Below are 17,332 nucleotides of genomic sequence, written 5' to 3'. Positions count from 1 at the left end.
GGACAAATGCGAGATCCGCACCACCTGGCGCGGCTGTCGGTACGGTTGACACAGCAGTTGTTGCCGCTTACTGGGCGAGGTTGGAAAACGGACCCTCATCGGGGCGAGATTTCCGGCACAATCGAGGTGTCGAGGTCGGGGAGTATCCCGACTGACCGGGGCATTGGAGACGGGTCAACTTCCGGTACGGTGGATTTGTTACCGGAGTGGCAAGAGTGAAGAGTGGGCGATATGGATGTGTGGGGATCCCGCCGCTTTCGCGTCCGGGGCGCAATGGCGATCGCGGGGGTTGCGACCCTCGCCATCGCGCTGTGCTCGTGCGGAGTGGGTGGGAAGACGAGCGAGTCGGAGACGGTGGTCCAACGGTTCACCGAGCTCCTCGATGAGCAGGACTACGGCAAGGCCGCCGACCTGACCTCGTACCCCGCCGCCGCTTCGGCAACCATGAAGCAAATGTTCGAGGGCCTGCAATCGGGCACCGTCGACTACGAGGCGTCCCAGGTGATCGACCTCGACAAGCAGTCGGCGATCTTCAGCATGGAGGTCGCCTGGAACTTCGGCGAGAAGAAGGACTGGACCTACACACTGCAGGGCACCGTCCGCAAGCTCGCCATCGGCTGGCGGATCTCCTGGGAGCCCGCGGTGGTGATGCCGCAGCTGACCGACAACCGCACCGTCAAGCTCGTGCGCACGACCGCGAAGCCGCCGCCGAAGGTCGTCGATCTGCCGGGTGAGGCGCTGATGACCGAGCAGACGCTCAATGTCATCAAGATCGACCCGAGCCGCACCGGCGATCTCGTCGGTACCACCAACGCCCTCGCCGACGCCATCGAGCCGGTGGCGCCGCTGATCACCGGGCCGTCGCTGATGCAGCAATTGGCAGGCTCGCAGGGCCAGCCGATCGTCGCGGTGAACCTGCGCGACGGGGATTTCGCGATCCTGGAACCGCGGATGGCCAAGGTGCCCGGCGTGGTGATGGAGAAGCAGCCCAAACTGATCTCGGCCGACCGGCGCACGCGCTCGCCGATGCTCGACGCGCTGCGCAAGGTGTGGCAGGACAGTCTCGAGGCCACCGCGGGTTGGGGTGTGCAGATCTTCGAGGCCGACGGCAGGTTCGTCAGCCAGGTGGCCGGATACCAGGGGCCTTCCGGGCCGGACATCGCCGCGACGATGGACCAGCGGCTCCAGCGCGCCGCCGAGGACGCGGTGGTGAGCGCCGGGACCGCGGCCACGGTCGTGGCCATCCAGCCCTCGACCGGCGCGGTGGTGGCGGTGGCACAGAACTCCTACGCCACCGAGAAGGGCCCGATCGCGTTCACCGGGCTGTTCCCGGCGGGCGGCACGATGGAACTGTTCCGTACCGTCGCCGCGGCGACCAAGAACAAGCCGCCGCAGGACGTCACCGTGCAGGAAGCGGCCGAGGCGGCCACCGCGCTCGGCGTCGGCGTCGACTTCAAGGTGGCCGGGCTCGACGAGGTGACCGGGCGGATCAGCGCACCGGGCCGCAGCACCGAACAGGTGCGCCAAGGCGCGGGCGCCGACGCGGTACAGGTCAGCCCCTTCGGGATGGCCATCGCGGCCGCCGCGATCTCGCGTGGCTCGGTGGTGCCGCCGATGATCGTGGCAGGCAGTCCGGGTACCACCGATACACCGGTTCCCGCGCTGCCACAGCAGGCGGTCGACCGGTTGCGCGCGATGATGAACGACGGCATCAACAAGCCGGAAACCACCGCACTGCGCGGATTCCGCGATGTCACCGCGTTCGCCGCGACGGGTGGCGCCGACGGTTGGCTGCTGGCGACGATGGGCGATCTGGTCTTCGCGGTGCACATCGCCGATGTCGACAGTGGTGACGCCACTTCACGTCTCGCGGCCGTGTTGCTGAAATCGCTGGCGACGCCGGAACCGTAAGCACAGGGTTATCACTGCTCAGTGGGCATGAACCCGGTCTCGAAGTCGATCTTGAGCGGTTACGCTACATTCCGTGAAGAGATACGCGCCGTTCGGTATCGATGCCCTATTGGTGATCATCTTCTGCGCGATAGGGAGGCGCAGTCACGACGAGGCTGTCATCGCCGGTCTGCTGAAAACGGTGTGGCCCTTCGGGTTAGGGCTGATTCTCGGCTGGGCGGCGGCGGTGTACCTCGCGCGCGACACTCGGTTCGACGCAACGGCGTTGTGGCCCAGCGGAATCCTGATCTGGGCAGGCACCCTCGTCGGCGGGATGGTCTTGCGCGCCGTCAGCGGTCAGGGTGTGGCACCGAGTTTCATGATCGTCGCGGCCTGTGTGCTCGCGCTGTTCCTGCTGGGTTGGCGAGCGGCCATTCGCGCGCTGCGGTGATCAGATTCGTCGTTGCTGCTTGAATTCCTGCTCGTACTCGTGGTCGTCGGCTTGCGGCGTGCGGAACAGGAACGCGAAGACGATCCAGCCGACCACGGCGACCAGGATGAAGCTGACCAGCCGGTAGACGAACGCGGCCGCCACGGCCTGTGCGGCAGGCAGTCCCGCGCCCGCGGTGAGACCGTAGATCAAGGTGGCATCCACATAGACGATGCCGCCCGGGGCGAACGGAATGGACCCCACCGCCTTGCCCGCCGCGAACGCGATGAGCAGCCCGGACAACTTGGGGTCGGCACCGACCGCGAAACAGGCGGTGCCGAGACAGGCCACGTCGGCGAACCGGTGCACCAGCGCCCACGCCCCGACGAGCGCCCCGTCCTTCTTGCCCAGCTCGACCGACTCGAGCTGGGCCCGGATCTCGGCCAGCTTGGCGATCCCGTGGTCGGCGGGCTTCTTTCGCAGCCGATTGATCAGCGCGAGCACCCGCCGCAGGATGGCCTCCAGCATGCCGGGATGGCGGGCCAGATAGTTGCCGATGAACAGGACCAGGCCGAGCACCACCAGCGAGCCGACGAACTTGACGCCGATGCCCTGCCCGACCAGCGCGGCGCCGGCGATTCCGATCAGCGCCAGCCCGGCCGCGGCGACCACGCCCGAGAAGACCAGCTGCCAGGAGGCGACGATCGGGCTGGCGCCCCAGCGCCGGGTCTGGCGGTAGGTGAACGCGGTGGAGAAGACCTGGCCCGCGGGCAGCGTCAGCGACATCGCGGTCGCGCCGTAGACCACCGATACCGATTTCCCCTGGCTGACGTCCACCCCGCCCGCGTGCAGCAGTTGTTTCTGCACCCGTCCGAATCCGCTCATCGACATCGCCTGCAACACGATGCACAGGAACAGCCAGCCCCAGTGGATCTCGGTGAGCGTGCGCCAGGATTCGTGCAGGCGAGGCCACAGATACAGGCCTTCGCCGATGAGCAGCGCGAGGATCACCGCGCCGAGCACCCACTTGACCCACCGGAAGCGGCGGCGGCGCTCGGCCGGTGCTCCTGCTAGGTCGCCGTCGGCCGTCACGGTCTCAGCCTAGCGAACGTGCCTGTTCTTCCTCGTCCATGCGCGGCGCGGCGATCGCGGACTTCGGCCAGGCCAGGCGGGTTTTTCTGCGTCTGCCGCGCAATTGGACCTCGTCTCCGGTTATCCAATGTTCCTGCTCGCTTTCGTCGGCGAAGTAGAGCGCGCTGCCCGAAGCGAGAACGCGGCCGGGATGATCTTTGGCCAATTCGGTGAGCCGCGACGCCTCGTTGACGGGGTCGCCGATCACGGTGTATTCGAATCGATTTGCGGCGCCGATGTTTCCGGCGACAGCCAAGCCCGCCGAGACGCCGATGCCGATGTCGAGGCTGGTCACCTCGCGCAGCGCCTCGCGCAGATCGCGGGCCGCGGCCAGCGCGGCACTCGGCGCGTCCGGGCGATCCAGCGGGGCGCCGAAGATGGCGAGCGCCGCGTCGCCGACGAACTTGTTGACGAAACCGTGGTGGCTGTCGATCACGTCGACCACCACCCGGAAGAACTCGTTGAGCAGGCTGACCACCTCGGTCGGCGGGCGTTCGGCCGCGGCGGCGGTGGAGCCGACCATGTCCACGAACAGCACCGCCACGAATCGGGTCTCACCGCCCAATTCGGTGCCGTAGTCCAGTGCCCGCTGCGCCACGTCCTCGCCGACGTGCTGGCCGAACAGTTCCTGCAGCTTGCGCCGCTTGGCCGCCTCGTCCATCATCCGGTTGAAGCCGACCTGCAGCAGCCCGATCTCGCTGCCGTCGTAGACCTCCACCTGCACATCGCGTGAGCCGGCCTGCACCCTGTTGATGGCTTGGGACAGCTGACGCACCGGGTCGGAGATCGAGGAGCCGGTCAGCATCGACAGCGCCAGCGCCTGCAGGATCACCACGCCGCACAGCAGCAGGATCGAGATCGCGAGGGACTTCGCCGAGAACTTCACATCCGAGGAGATCTGGGTGACGCACAGCAGCACGATCGCGATGGTCGGTGCGAAGGTACCCATGCCCCAGGTCATCGCCATGCGCGTGCCGACACCGGGGGTCAGCGTGTGGTCGAAGGTGCCCTCGGTCAGCGCCTCGGCCGCGACCGGGCGCAGGATGCGCTCGCCGAGCATGTAGGTGAAGCCGAACACGATGGTGGCGGCCATGCACTCGGTGACGATCACCGCACCCGCCAGCTCGGGCGATTCGGCGATGATCAGCGCGGCCAGGATCCCGCCGCCGATGACCCACAGCACCAGGTGCACGATCGACTGCCGCAGCGGCACGTGCAGCGCCGCCATCTGCTCACGTCGGCTCGGCGGCCCGCCGCGCATCTGCCAGCGCATCACCGGCCGCAACATGAGCGCGGCGGCGAAGATGCTCAACACCGCGGCGACACCGAAAACGAGCAGCGGCGCGAGCAGACCGGTCTGGCGCACCCCACCCGGATCGCCCTCGGGAACCGGCAGGCCGTATTGGATGAAGGCCCACACCAGCACCGCGCCGAAGGCATTCGCCAGCAGCACAGACGTCAGGTACAGCGGCCAGCGCGTTCGCATGGTCTGTTTGACCGCTTCAAGTGGCGCTGACACGCTTGCCAATCTATCTGACCACGTGCCCAGGTGATCAGGACAGGCGACCGGGTGTGCATTATCGCACCTAACCTCGCCCGTCACCGGGTAGAAACCGAGGAACCCCCTGCGCGATTTCACAGTAATTCGCTCCGGCTATATGTGAAAGATACTGGCTTACAGGGTAATTCGCGCTACTCGTGCCGTTGGGCGGCGGGCAGACCCTCGAGGCCGGCTGCCATCGGACCGAATCGCCGCCGATCTATCCCCTGCCGGGCCTATTCGGGCACTGACATGCGGGTTCGTCGTCGATGGGCAGGCCATCGCCGGATCCCGCCGGCCGGGCGATCACCGTCGGGGCGAACTGTGGTCAGCACCTCTTTCGGCGGCGCCGACACGAGCACCGATCCGGCGTTCGGACCGATAGGCTCTGTCGAGTGACCGACCAGCAGGTAGATTCCGGGACCGCGTCGACACCATGGCGCTCGGATGCCGAGGCAGTTCATCCCCTGGTCCGGAAAGCCGCGGCGTGGAGCTGGCGGCTGCTGATCATCTTCGGGGCGCTGCTCGCGGTGGGGATGCTCGTGCAGAAGTTCGCCACGGTGGTGATACCGCTGGCCATCGCGTTGCTCGCCGCCGCGCTGCTCGCGCCGCTGGTCGATTGGATGCAGCGGGTGGGGATCCCACGCTCGCTCGGCGTGTTCGTCGCGCTGCTGGGGTCGATCGGGCTGCTCGCCGGGGTGTTGACCTTCGTCGTCGAACAGTTCGTCGACGGTGTGCCGGGGCTGTCCAACGAGGTCACCAACAGCGTGCACAAGGTGCAGGACTGGTTGATCAACGGTCCGCCGCATCTGAGCGATCAGCAGATCCGCAGCGCGGGCGACACCATCGTGCGCACCATTCAGGACAACCGCGAGAGCCTGACCAGCGGCGCGCTCACCACCGCCACCGCCATCGGACACATCCTCACCGGCGCGTTCCTGATCCTGTTCATCCTCATCTTCTTCCTCTACGGCGGGGATCAGATCTGGAACTTCGTCACCCGGATCATCCCCACCGTGCACCGCGAGAAGGTCCGCACCGCCGGTGAATTGGGGTTCGGGACGCTGGTCGGGTTCGTGCGCGCCACCGTGGTGGTGGCCGCGGTCGACGCCATCGGTATAGGGGCCGGACTCGCGATTCTGCATGTGCCGCTGGCCTTGCCGTTGGCCTCGCTGGTGTTCATCAGCGCGTTCATCCCGATCATCGGCGCGTTCTTCGCCGGGTTCGTCGCGGTGTTCATCGCGCTGGTCACCAAGGGTCTGGTGACCGCGCTGATCGTGCTCGGCATCATCATCGCGGTGATGCAGCTGGAAGGCCATGTGCTGCAACCGCTGCTGCTCGGCCGGGCCGTGAGCATCCATCCGCTGGCCGTGGTGCTCGCCATCACCGCCGGTTTGGTCGTCGGTGGGATCGCGGGCGCGCTGCTCGCGGTGCCGTTGATCGCGGTGGGCAACACCGCGATTCGATACCTGCTCGCCGACAGTCCGGCGGAGGCGTTCGGCGAACTGGTGGGCACCGAAGAGCGAAAACGGTTCACCGCCGAGCCCGACAAACCCGAACCGCCGGGCCGCTTCGATGTGGCGAAGCGGCTGCGCATGGAAGAAGCCGAGTCAGGCGATGCGGACCCACACAGCTGAGTTGAGCTCGACCGACGCCGCGACCGCGCCACTGTGGCGGGCCGCGCAGGCGTTTCGGCTGGTCACGCTGCTCTATGCGATCGGCCAGCAGATCGCGTCGGTGCCGTATTACGACCATCCGCGACTGAGCTGGATGCTGATCGCGGTGATGGCGATCTGGTCGGGGAGTTCGGCGCTGTTGCTGTCGCAGTGGTACTTCCCCGAGGCGACCGGGAAGATCCGCGGCTGGGTGGTATTCGGCGATCAGGTGGTGACCATCGCGCTGATCGCCTCGACTCGGCTTGTCGCGGATTACGACTGGTACCACGGCCATCAGACGCTGCCGACGACGTTGTGGATCGCGAACTCGGTGATCTCCATGGCGATTCTGCGCGGTCCCGTCGCGGGTGTCGTCGCGGGGCTCGTGATGTCGGCAGTCGTGGTGACGGTGCGCGAGCAGTGGGGGCAGGACGTCTGGGGCGACGCGACCGCACCGGTGCTCGTCTCGGTGGGGTTGGCGCTCGGACTCGCGGCCAATACCGCTCGGCGGGCGCAGGGGCAGCTCGAACGGGCCCTGCGGATCACGGCGGCGGCGCAGGAGCGGGAGCGACTGGCTCGCGAGGTGCACGACGGGGTACTGCAGGTACTGGCCTTCATCAAGCGGCGTGGCGGCGAGATAGGCGGGCCCGCGACGGAACTCGCGCAGCGGGCCGGGGAGCAGGAGGTGGCCTTGCGGGTGCTGCTTTCCGAACAGGCGGAGCCGCCCGACCCCGATTCGGGTGAGGTGGATCTACGGCCGCTGCTCACCGCGCGCGCCACCCCGGAGGTGTCGGTGGCCACGCCCGGTGATCCGGTGCTCGTCGGGCGGGTCATCGCGCAGGAGATCGCGGCGGCGGTGACCACCGCGCTGTCGAATGTCTCGCTGCACGCCGGGGCCGACGCGAAAGCCTATGTGCTGCTCGAAGACACCGGTGACATGCTGGTGGTGAGCGTGCGTGACGACGGGGTCGGAATCGCGACGGGGCGCCTGCGCGCGGCCGAAGCCGAAGGGCGGATGGGGGTTTCGCGGTCGATCGTCGGGCGGGTGGAGGCGCTGGGCGGTAGCGCCGAGTTGCTGACCGAGGGCCAGGACCTCGGTACCGAGTGGGAATTCCGGATTCCGCGCCACCCGGCGCGCTGAGAAGAGGAGTTGGGCGATGCCGGTCATTACGGTGATGGTGGTCGACGACCATCCGATGTGGCGTGAGGGTGTTTCCCGCGATCTCGCCGAAGCCGGTTTCGAGGTGCTGGCCACCGCGGACGGTGTCGGAACCGCTGCTCGGCGGGCGGCGGCCGTGCGGCCGGACGTGGTGTTGATGGATATGCAGCTCACCGATGGCACCGGGGTCGCGGCTACCGCCGAGGTGTTGCGGGTCTCGCCGCACAGTCGGGTGCTGGTGCTGTCGGCCTCCGCCGAGCGCGACGACGTGCTCGACGCGATCAAGGCCGGGGCGAGCGGGTATCTGGTGAAGAGCGCGTCGGCTGCCGAGTTGATCGACGCTGTCGAGGCCACTGCCGCAGGTCAGCCGGTGTTCACGCCCGGGTTGGCCGGGTTGGTACTCGGGGAATATCGGCGAATGGCGACCGCGCCGGTGGCCGCCGACCAGCCGCACCGGCCGTCGTTGACCGACCGGGAGACCGAGGTGTTGCGGATGGTGGCCAAGGGATTGTCGGCCAAGCAGATCGCTACCCGATTGAACCTTTCGCACCGGACGGTGGAGAACCATGTGCAGGCGACGCTACGTAAGTTGCAGCTGGCGAATCGGGTCGAGCTCACGCGCTACGCGATCGAACAGGGGCTCGAGTAGCCGTAATGATTAGGGGTTTGCCCTGATGCGCGACGTGGGTGTGCCTGGCTACCCTCGATGGCATGGGCGGTCCTGAATCCCTTTTCGTACCCGGTGCCGCGACGGCTGGTCCCGTCGGTGACCGTGAGCTGCGTGTTTCCGATGCCGAACGGGAACATGTCGGACAGCTGCTGCAGCGAGCCGTCGGGCTCGGCATGCTCTCGCTCGGGGAGTTCACCGAGCGGATGGATACCGCGCTGGCCGCCAAGACCCGCGGTGAACTCAACGCCGTGCTGGTCGACCTGCCCGGTATGCGCGTGGCGGGTACGCCGCAACCCGCCGCCATGCCGCGTCCACGACACGTTCCGGTTCCGGCCGGTGGGTCGAATCCGAGCGCGATCCGTAGTCGGTTGTCGGGTGTTCATCGACGCGGGCCGTGGCAGGTTCCGCCGGTGCTGCATCTCAACAACCTCATGTCCAGCGTGACCTTGGACTTCACCGAGGCGGTCATGCAGACGCAGATCGTGGAGATTCAGGTCGACGACTACTGCACGAGTTTGACGCTGCTCGTGCCCGCGGCTGCGACGGTCGACCTCAACGGGTTGGATCTGGTGGGGTCCTCGGCCAATAACAAGGTCCGCACGGGGCCGCCGATCGGGCCGCTGCATCTCGTTGTGCACGGGCGTATTCGCTTCGGCTCTGTCACGGCGAAGTATCCGTTGATGGTTCAGTGGAGACGATTCCTGGGATCGTGAGCGGGTAACCCCGTTGCGGCTCGAATTCGGGTAGGAACAGTGAGTAGGGCGGGGGTTTCTACTCATGTTCGGTCCGCTTTTCGGGCCGACTATTGGGGTTATGAGTACCACTATCGATCCCGCGCTGGTCGCGCGGCTCTCGGGGGAGTTCACCGCGCTCGGCGTCCGTATGGGGCAGCTGGGGGGCGATCTGGACGTGCTGTCCGCGCAGTTGCGGGGGGAGGTGGCGCGCGCGGGGAATGCGGTGGCGGCGTCGTCGGATTCGGCTGCTGAGCAGGCGGAACCGGGGGCGGTTTCCGAGGTGCCGAGGATCGGTGTGGGCGAGGTCGGCGTGCCTCCGGAGCCGACTGGCAGTGGCCCGCAATATGTTGCAGGGCAACCGATTCCAAGTGCGGGGCCCAGTTCTGTAGGTCCGGCAGGTGGCATGGCGGGATGGCCGGTGGGCGCGCGGCACGGTGGGCCGGTGGGCGCTGGGGCGGCTCCGAATTGGGCGGGTCCGACCGGGATGCACGGTGGACCTGCCACGCCTTACCGCGCGGCAGGCATGCCTCTGAGCTGGGCAAGTCCGACTCCGGGCGTGCCGTACGGGCAACCTGCCGGTTGGGCGGGAGCGCCAGGCCGTACCGCTCCGGGATGGGTCGGGAGTTCCGGGCGTGGCGGGCAATTCGGACCGGCGCGCGCCGCTCGGGTGCCGTGGTGGCAGCGGGAAGGCGTTATTTCTCGGGTGCTCGCGGTGGCCGGGGTCGGGGTGACCTTGGTCGGCGTGCTGATGCTGTTGGTGCTGGCCGCGCAGGCGGGGTTCTTCGGGCCGGTGGCGAGAGTTGTTGCCGGGGCAGCGCTATCGGTGGTTCTGGTCGGGCTCGGGTGGCGGGTCTTCGGGCGGCCCGGTGGTCGTGTCGGCGGAATCGCGCTGGTGGCCACGGGTATTGCCGGGTTGTATCTGGATGTTGTGGCGGTGACCGGGTATTACCGGTGGATTCCTGGTGGCGTGGGCCTCGCGGTGGCGCTCGGGGTGGCGTTGGTCGGGTTGGGGATCGCGGTGCGGTGGCAGTCTCAGCCGTTGGCGGTGGGAGTCGTGTTGGGTGCGGCGGTGTTGTCACCGGCGTTGACGACCGAACTGATGCTGCTCGGGTTCCTTGTGGTCTTGCAGGCGGCGGGGGTTCCGGTGCAGATGCGCAGGAATTGGCCCGTGCTGCAGGTGGCGCGCACGTTGCCGGTGGTGCTCGCTGTGCTGGGGATGGTGGCATTGAGCGGGATCGAGGGGGCGATCTCCGGTGCCGAGGCCGAACAGAGGCAGGGACTGCTGATCGCGGCGATCGCCTGCGCGGTGGTCGGGCTGGTCGGCGCCCTGCTCGCGGTGCGACGCAGGCCCGGCGACATCACCGCGAGCATCACGATCGTGCTGACCGCACTTCCGGTGCTCGCCGCCGCCGTGCTGTTCGACCGGGTGATGAGCGTTTCGATCACCGCCGTGCTCGCCGCCGTCCTCCTCGGCCTGGCGGCCACGGTGCTGATCCCGCGGCGCACGGCGACAGCCGAGGTTCGTGAGCACGGGGATTCGGCAGTGGGCACCACGAAGGTCGACCCCGGCTCCGCGAGTGCCGCGGTCGTTCCGGACGGGCTGGTCGGACGGTTGCGCATCGCCCGGCACACGGCGCTGGTGGCGGGCTTGACCGGTGCTGTCGCCCTGTTGCAGAGCTGCACGATCGCGACGGGCGATCACCCTCGACTGCTGCCGACCATGTTGTTCGCGGTCGGCCTCGCGTTCCTCGGGGTCGCCGCAGCGAGTCGCACGCGGGTGGCCGCGGGGCTCGGTATCGCGTTCGCCCTGCTCGGCGGGCTGGTGATGCTGGCGATCGCCACGCCGGAAACGCTGGCACTGCAACGACTCGCGGACCGGAACCTCGACATCTCGACGGCGGTGGCCGCTGTGGTCGGGTTGGGTGCGGCGGCGATGGTGGCATGGACGGTGCCGCGGTTGCCACGCTGCGACGATCCCGCGCTCGTCACCGGAGTGTGGATATCGGTGAGCATCGCCGGGCTGTACTACGTACTGGTCGCGGCGGTATCCCTCGGCGTATCTCTGGGCGGCGCAGACGGTTTCATCGTCGGACACAGCCTCGCGACCATCGTGTGGATGGTCGCGGCGACCGGCTCGCTGTTCTACGGTTTGCGCCGGCTGTCCAGCTCGCCCGCCGTCGCGAAAGTCTGTCTGGTCTCCGGCCTGCTGGTGGCCGCGGCCGCACTGGCGAAACTGTTCCTGTTCGACCTCGCGACACTGTCGGGCCTGATCCGCGTCACCGCGTTCCTGGCGGTCGGAATCCTGTTGCTACTCACCGGAACCCGCTACGCCCGCGCCTTCGCCGACGCGGCACCGCCTCGCCAGGCCCCTTGAGAAGCCCCGACTCAGTCGTCCTCGCGCCGCCGCAGCAGCTCGTTCACGCTGACAGTCCGGCCTTCAGCACCATGATGGCGACCTTCGTCCGCGGCGGTACCACGGCGCGACGAGCGCAACTGAGCCATCCAGTTCTCGATCTCGTTGCGGGTGTCGGCCGGCGGCTCGCCGGATTCCGGTGCGGTGGAATCGGTTTCCGCCGCATCGGCGGCAGTGTCCGACGGCACCTCGGTGGAGGGCTCCGACGGCGATGCGACGGGGGACGGGACGGCGGTGAAACCCGAAGGGGCCTGCCACCGACCGGCGGTGTCGGTCGTCGGCGCCTCGTCGGCTGCTTCGCGACCCGTCGCCGGCGCTTCACCGTTGCCGCCCTGGATCGGCGAACTCGCTGGTGAATCCGGTTGCCGGGGCATAGGAGCGGTATCGGGCGTGACCTCGGTGAATCCCGGCGGCGCCACCTGCGGGCGCACGATGTCCGCCTGGCGAGCCGAGTTCGACTGAGCGCCGGACGGATTCGACGTAGCGGAGATGTCGGCCGGGTGATCGACGGCGGGGCGGGTGCGGTCGCTCGCGCTGTCCTGCGAGGAGGGCGTGACCGGCGAGAATCGCGGTCCGCTGTCCTGGTCGGGCGTGTTGAAACCGCGGGGCGTGCCCGGGCTGGTCATGCCGTTGTTCCACGGGGTGCTCGGCTGCGGTTCGACGGGCACCGACGTGCCGAAAACGCTCTGCGGCGGGACCGGCGAATCGGGTTCGGTCTCCGCGCGGGCCGCACTGCCCTGGTGGGACTCGGAACGATGCGGGCCGGGCGCCGCCGAGAGGTCGGGCGACGCGAATCCGTGCGGGCGCGAATCCGCGTCGCGCACTGCGGCATCAGCCTGGTCGGTAGGACGGCTCGGCTCGGCCGGGGTGCTCGAAGCAGGCGCGGGGGAGTCGGGCGTGACCGGCCGCAGGTTCGACGCCGTCACAGGGCTGAACCCGTTGAAGGTTCCGCTCGACGGAGCATCACCGACGCCAGGAGCCGTATCGCCTGCGCGGGGTGCCGGTGTCGGCTCGTCCGCGCGAGGCGTCGTGTCGCCCGTGCGAGGTGCCTGTGTCGGCGCGCTCGGCGGCGGGTTGACGATCCTCGGTGCGGGCGGCGGGACGATGCCGCGCGGCGGCGGGGTCGCCGTGCTCGGCCTGGCCGGGGGGACGATGCTCGGCCGTTGCGGCAAATCCGCCGGGGGCGTACCGAATCCGGCGCCGTCGCCGGGCTCGTTCGGCGGCGACACCCGAGGCGCCGGCGGAGTTTCGCCGATCACGCCCGGGGTGTACCCCGTGGGTGGCTGCACGCGTGAGGAGCCACGCGGTGCGCCACCGGTGACGACGCCGGGCAGGTCGGATCCGCTGTCGCCGCCAGGACGGGAAATCGAAGGGCCGCCGGTGGTTTCGGCGATACGGAAGGCGGTGTCCGGCGAAGCGGTGGGAGACGGCGAAGGGGTGGTGCCGTTCGATTGTCCGAACCCGTTGGTGGAGCGAGTGGCCCCACCCGGCCCGGTTTCGGGATCGCCGAGGTCGGTGAGGGGTACGGGGGGCGTGCCGAAGCTGGGGCCGGAATAGCCACGGTCTTCGTCCGCGGGAGCGCTCGGGGTCGAATCAGCGTGTCCCTGAGTGGGATTCGGAGTACCCGGCTTCACGATCGGAAGCACCTGGGTCGGCTCGCCGGACACGTACTTCGGCTGCTCGGACTCGGCGTCTTCCTGCTTCGCGGCGCCTTCGGCCTCAGGTTTCGCGGGCGTACCCGGCTTCACCACCGGCAATTCCCGCGTCGGCTCACCCGAGGACAACATCGAGGCACGGGGGCGCGTCGGATCGGGCGACATCGGCTGGCGCGCGCGTGCGGGCTCAGCGGAGTCGGCTTCGGTGATCTTGTCGATACGCTGGGTCGGCGCCTCGGCCTCGATCTCGGCGACCGTGCGCGGCCTGCGCGGCGTGCGCGCCAGCTTGGAGTCGGGGACCGCGGTCATCTGCATGGTCGGCGGGTCGGTGATCGGGGTGGTCTTCACCAGGTCGACCACGCCACCGTGCTCCGGGCGTTCGTCGTCGAGGATGGGTTCGCCGAGGCCGATCCTCTCCTGGATGCGTTTCATCCACTTCGGCGCCCACCAGCAGTCGTCGCCGAGCAGCTTCATGATCGCCGGGACCAGCAGCATGCGCAGCACGGTGGCGTCGATGAACAGCGCCGCGATCATGCCGTAGGCGATGTACTGCATCATCACCAGGTCGGAGAACGCGAACGCGCCGGTCACCACAAGCAGGATCAGGGCAGCGGCGGTGATGATCCGCCCGGTCTGCGCGGTGCCGATCCGCACGGCCTCGGTGGTCGACGCACCTTGGGCACGCGCTTCCACCATGCGCGACAGCAGGAAGACCTCGTAGTCGGTCGACAGGCCGTAGATGATCGCGATGATCAACATCAAGACCGGCGCACTGATCGGCTGTGGCGTGAAGTTCAGCAGCCCGGCACCGTTGCCGTCGATGAAGATCCAAGTCAGGATGCCCAGCGTCGCGCCGAGACCGAGCGCGCTCATCAACGCGGCCTTGATCGGCAACACCAGCGAACCGAACGTCAGGAACATCAGCACGGTGGTGGTGACCAGCACGAGCAAGATCATCCACGGCATCAGTTCCAGCAGCGTGTCGATGCTGTCGGCCATGAGCGCGGGCTGACCGGTGACGTACATCGTGACGCCGTCAGGTACTTCGATCGAACGGAGATAGTCGATCGTCGGTTCGGCGTTGCCGGTGGGATCGACCAGGGTCGCCGAGGTGCGGAACACCTCCGGGTTGGTCGGCGACTTGGTGGGTACGGCGAACGGGCCGACCATTCCGGGTGCCTGGTTGGCTTCCTTCCAGACCTGACCGATCGCGTTCGTGTCGTCGGAGACGAAGACCAGCTGGATCGGGTCGGTCTTGCTCTGTGGGAAGACCTCGTAGAAGTGCTCGAGCGCGGATCGGGCCTTGTTGTCCGGCGGCAGGTACTTCTCGTTGATACCGCCGAACGCCAGATCTTTGACCGGGATGATCAGCAACAGCAGACCGACGGTGATCGGAATGGCGATCTTGAGCGGGTGCTTCATGACCCAACGGGTCGTGTTGCCCCAGAAGCCGTTCTCGATCTGCTCGGCGGTCTTGGTCTTGCGGAACCGCTTGAGACCGAACATGTCGACGCGCGGGCCGAGGACGGCGAGCATCGCGGGCAGGATCGTCACCGCGGTCAGTGCCGCCAGGGAGACGGTGGCGATGGTGCCGTAGGCGACCGATCGCAGGAAGCCCTGTGGGAACAGCAGGATGCCGCCGAGACTGGCGATGATCATCGTCGCGGAGAACACGACTGTTCGTCCAGCGGTCATCACCGACCGCCGGACGGCGGCGTGCGTGGAGTAACCCTCCGCAAGTTCTTCGCGGAAACGACTGACTATGAACAGGCCGTAGTCGATCGCGAGGCCGAGGCCGATCATCGACACGACACCGCTGACGAAGGAGTTGACCTCGGTGAAGTTGGTCAGCGCCATGACGATGCCATTGGCGCCGAGGATCGTCAGACCGCCGATGACCAGCGGCAGCGCGGCCGCCACGATGCCACCGAAGATGAAGAACAGCAGCACTGCCACCGCAGGGATGGCCAGCACTTCCATCCGTTTGGTGTCGTGCGCGATCGTGTCGTTGAGGGTGACCGCGATGGCCTGGAGGCCCGAGACCTCCACATCGACGCCGGGAATGTAGAAGACGTCCTGCACGGCGCGGTAGTTGGCCATGATGACGGTGTCGTCGTTGCCGACGATGGCGATCGAGGCGAACGCGTGCTTCTTGTCCTTGGAACCGAACGCCGACGGCACGGCGGGCGCGTCGCCCACCTTCCAATAGGTGCCGTTGATCTTGTCGATCTGATCAGGGTGTTCGGCCAGGACCGTGGTCAGGCTGCCGACGACCTTCTGCTGGAACTCCGGGTCATCGATCGTTTTGCCCTCGGGGGCGTTGTACATGACGATGACGTCGGCCATGTGGTCGCGTCCGTAGGAGCCGTCGGCGATCTGCGCGCCCGCCACCGATTCCGAGCCAGGATCGAACCATCCGCTCGACGTCAGGCGAGGGCCGAGCCCCATGCCGTAAGCGCCCAACGCCAACAACGCCGCACCGACGACAGCGATGACGGCGAAGCGGAACCGAAAGACCAGATCGCCCCAGCGGGTGAACACTTAAGCGACTCCTTGACCAGGGCGAGAAGTGAGTAGTGCCGACAGCGGCCGGAAAGGCTGCAGCCAGGCACCCTCGTCGGGCAGCGACTCGAGACTCACCCGCGGTAGCGGTTCACGGAACACGCCGGGGATGTCCTCGAGGTCGACGAACCCGAGGGTATCCGAAGTGACGGCCCAACTCGCGTGCTCACGGAATCCGAGCACCTGAGCTGGGATTCCCTTGGCCGCGATGGCCTCCAGCGGTTCACGGAACGCCTGACCGTCGGCCGAGGCGACCATGATTCCGGCTAAACCGCCGTCGCGTTGACGGGTCGCGATGTGCGCGAGCATGTCGGCGTCGACGTCGGAGTCTTCGTCGATCTTGGGCTTGGCGAACACCGCGAAACCGACGTTGCGCAGCGCTTCCACCCAGGGGCGGACCACGTCGGCGGTGCCGGGCGCGATATTGGTGAAGACGGTGGCCTCGGCCTCGATGCGGCCCTTGGAGGCCACCGAGATCTCGGCGGTGCGGGCCAGCAACCAGCGGCCGAGCGCGTCGAAGCGGGGACGATAAGCGGCAGTGGGCCGTCCACCGAGGATGGCGCCGAGCCCCATGTCGAGGTTCGGCGCGTCCCAGACCAACAGCACACGTCGAACATCGGAACCGCTCAACGCCTCGGAGCCGGAGCCTGCGGGGGCGGGCACCGGCATCTCGGGGGCGATCTCACTCACGCTCATCTGTCGATCTTCCCCCATATGAACTCGTTGATGGCGCTACCGGCACGCAGGCCTTTGCCTTCGAACTTGGTGACGGGCCGTTCGAAACCGATCGGCGCGGTAGTGCGGTTGACGGCGCTGTCGCCACCGGTGGTGTCGTTCAGGCCGGTGAACAGCGGTTCCTTGGAGCCTACTTCGAGAATATGCTCGGCGTAATCCGCGTGGTCGGTGGCCACGTGCAGCACTCCGCCCGGCTTCAATCTGCTGGCGATCAGGGCGAATGTCGGCGCCTGTAGCAGTCTGCGCTTGTGGTGGCGGGCCTTGGGCCACGGGTCGGGGAAGAACACCCGAACGCCGATCAGCGATTCCGGGGCAACCATGTTCTCCAGTACGTCGACGGCGTCACCACGCAGCAATCGGATGTTGTCGATCTGTTCGCGCTCGATCTGCTGAACCAGCTGGGCGAGACCGGGCTGGTACACCTCGATGCCGATGAGATTCAGGTGCGGTTCGGCCTTGGCCATAGCGGCCGTCGCGGTGCCGGTGCCGGTGCCGATCTCGATCACCAGCGGCGCCTCGCGCCCGAACCAGGCGTCGGCATCGACCGGATCGTTGGACACATTGCGCCCGATCACCGGCCACGTGGTGTCCCACGAGGCCTGCTGATTCGGCGTCAGTGCGCCCCGCCGCGTGCGGAAGCTCGTCACGCGCGGGTACAGCCTGGAGCCGGTGAGCGAGCGTCGGCCCGCGTCGTTCGGCATCTCCGACAGCTTGTGGCTGGTCGGCTCGGCGTGGTCGGCGGCGTCGTTCACGTCGTC

At 67.8% G+C, this 17,332-nt stretch carries 11 protein-coding genes and 1 pseudogene; 7 read left to right on the top strand and 5 right to left on the bottom strand.

Features of this window, described 5'->3' with window-relative positions; genetic code table 11:
- Positions 1 to 231: 231 nt before the first annotated feature.
- Together QX204_RS31245 and QX204_RS31240 are read left to right on the top strand one after the other, a co-directional pair.
- Positions 232 to 1,911 (top strand): NTF2-like N-terminal transpeptidase domain-containing protein, encoded by a 1,680-nt coding sequence (locus QX204_RS31245; protein WP_301904047.1) that lies wholly within the window; start codon positions 232 to 234, stop codon positions 1,909 to 1,911.
- A gap of 73 nt (positions 1,912 to 1,984) precedes the next feature.
- Positions 1,985 to 2,341: a DUF3054 domain-containing protein gene (locus QX204_RS31240; RefSeq protein WP_301904045.1), complete on the top strand. Its 357-nt coding sequence runs from the start codon at positions 1,985 to 1,987 to the stop codon at positions 2,339 to 2,341.
- On the opposite strand, the gene QX204_RS31235 is transcribed toward QX204_RS31240, so the two are convergent.
- A complete protein-coding gene (locus QX204_RS31235; RefSeq protein ID WP_301904044.1) occupies positions 2,342 to 3,412 on the bottom strand; it encodes a lysylphosphatidylglycerol synthase transmembrane domain-containing protein in 1,071 nt (356 codons plus the stop codon).
- A 4-nt stretch (positions 3,413 to 3,416) separates the two neighbouring features.
- Positions 3,417 to 4,937, bottom strand: coding sequence for an adenylate/guanylate cyclase domain-containing protein (locus QX204_RS31230; RefSeq protein ID WP_301908169.1), 1,521 nt, complete (start codon positions 4,935 to 4,937; stop codon positions 3,417 to 3,419).
- Positions 4,938 to 5,386: 449 nt separating this feature from the next.
- Here QX204_RS31230 and QX204_RS31225 point away from each other — a divergent pair, with 449 nt between their 5' ends.
- The 5 genes from QX204_RS31225 to QX204_RS31205 all read left to right on the top strand — a co-directional run bounded on the left by QX204_RS31225 (position 5,387) and on the right by QX204_RS31205 (position 11,583).
- Positions 5,387 to 6,628 (top strand): AI-2E family transporter, encoded by a 1,242-nt coding sequence (locus tag QX204_RS31225; protein WP_301904043.1) that lies wholly within the window; start codon positions 5,387 to 5,389, stop codon positions 6,626 to 6,628.
- The gene (gene macS / locus QX204_RS31220; protein ID WP_301904042.1) at positions 6,609 to 7,787 is read left to right on the top strand and encodes a MacS family sensor histidine kinase; all 1,179 of its coding nucleotides are present in this window, start codon (positions 6,609 to 6,611) and stop codon (positions 7,785 to 7,787) included. The genes QX204_RS31225 and macS overlap by 20 nt, the downstream gene beginning before the upstream one ends.
- Before the next feature lie 16 nt (positions 7,788 to 7,803).
- Positions 7,804 to 8,454 carry a response regulator gene (locus QX204_RS31215; protein WP_301904041.1) on the top strand — a complete coding sequence of 217 codons (651 nt, stop codon included), beginning with the start codon at positions 7,804 to 7,806 and terminating at the stop codon, positions 8,452 to 8,454.
- A gap of 62 nt (positions 8,455 to 8,516) precedes the next feature.
- On the top strand, positions 8,517 to 9,188 hold the full coding sequence (locus QX204_RS31210; RefSeq protein WP_301904040.1) for a DUF1707 SHOCT-like domain-containing protein: 672 nt from the start codon (positions 8,517 to 8,519) through the stop codon (positions 9,186 to 9,188).
- Positions 9,189 to 9,288: 100 nt separating this feature from the next.
- Positions 9,289 to 11,583, top strand: a complete 2,295-nt coding sequence (locus QX204_RS31205) for a DUF2339 domain-containing protein (RefSeq protein WP_301904039.1) — start codon at positions 9,289 to 9,291, stop codon at positions 11,581 to 11,583.
- A 1,901-nt stretch (positions 11,584 to 13,484) separates the two neighbouring features.
- Here QX204_RS31205 and QX204_RS31200 read toward each other — a convergent pair.
- The 3 genes and pseudogenes from QX204_RS31200 to trmB all read right to left on the bottom strand — a co-directional run.
- Positions 13,485 to 15,818, bottom strand: a pseudogene (locus QX204_RS31200) (MMPL family transporter); the annotation flags it as partial.
- Positions 15,819 to 16,508 (bottom strand): NYN domain-containing protein, encoded by a 690-nt coding sequence (locus tag QX204_RS31195; protein WP_228537919.1) that lies wholly within the window; start codon positions 16,506 to 16,508, stop codon positions 15,819 to 15,821.
- Positions 16,509 to 16,531: 23 nt separating this feature from the next.
- Positions 16,532 to 17,275, bottom strand: coding sequence for a tRNA (guanosine(46)-N7)-methyltransferase TrmB (gene trmB, locus QX204_RS31190; RefSeq protein WP_301908168.1), 744 nt, complete (start codon positions 17,273 to 17,275; stop codon positions 16,532 to 16,534).
- Between the last annotated feature and the right edge of the window lie 57 nt (positions 17,276 to 17,332).

This window comes from Nocardia sp. PE-7 (assembly GCF_030486425.1).
Taxonomy (GTDB): Bacteria; Actinomycetota; Actinomycetes; order Mycobacteriales; family Mycobacteriaceae; genus Nocardia; species Nocardia salmonicida_A.
This window is presented reverse-complemented; position numbering and strand designations above follow the sequence as displayed.

What these genes read in the sequence shown, in the direction of transcription:
- QX204_RS31245 (WP_301904047.1), top strand. Translation starts at nt 232, where the DNA reads ATGGATGTGTGGGGATCCCGCCGCTTTCGCGTCCGGGGCGCAATGGCG.
- QX204_RS31230 (WP_301908169.1), bottom strand. Translation starts at nt 4,937, where the DNA reads ATGCGAACGCGCTGGCCGCTGTACCTGACGTCTGTGCTGCTGGCGAAT.
- macS (WP_301904042.1), top strand. Translation starts at nt 6,609, where the DNA reads ATGCGGACCCACACAGCTGAGTTGAGCTCGACCGACGCCGCGACCGCG.
- QX204_RS31215 (WP_301904041.1), top strand. Translation starts at nt 7,804, where the DNA reads ATGCCGGTCATTACGGTGATGGTGGTCGACGACCATCCGATGTGGCGT.
- QX204_RS31210 (WP_301904040.1), top strand. Translation starts at nt 8,517, where the DNA reads ATGGGCGGTCCTGAATCCCTTTTCGTACCCGGTGCCGCGACGGCTGGT.
- QX204_RS31205 (WP_301904039.1), top strand. Translation starts at nt 9,289, where the DNA reads ATGAGTACCACTATCGATCCCGCGCTGGTCGCGCGGCTCTCGGGGGAG.
- QX204_RS31195 (WP_228537919.1), bottom strand. Translation starts at nt 16,508, where the DNA reads ATGCCGGTGCCCGCCCCCGCAGGCTCCGGCTCCGAGGCGTTGAGCGGT.
- trmB (WP_301908168.1), bottom strand. Translation starts at nt 17,275, where the DNA reads ATGCCGAACGACGCGGGCCGACGCTCGCTCACCGGCTCCAGGCTGTAC.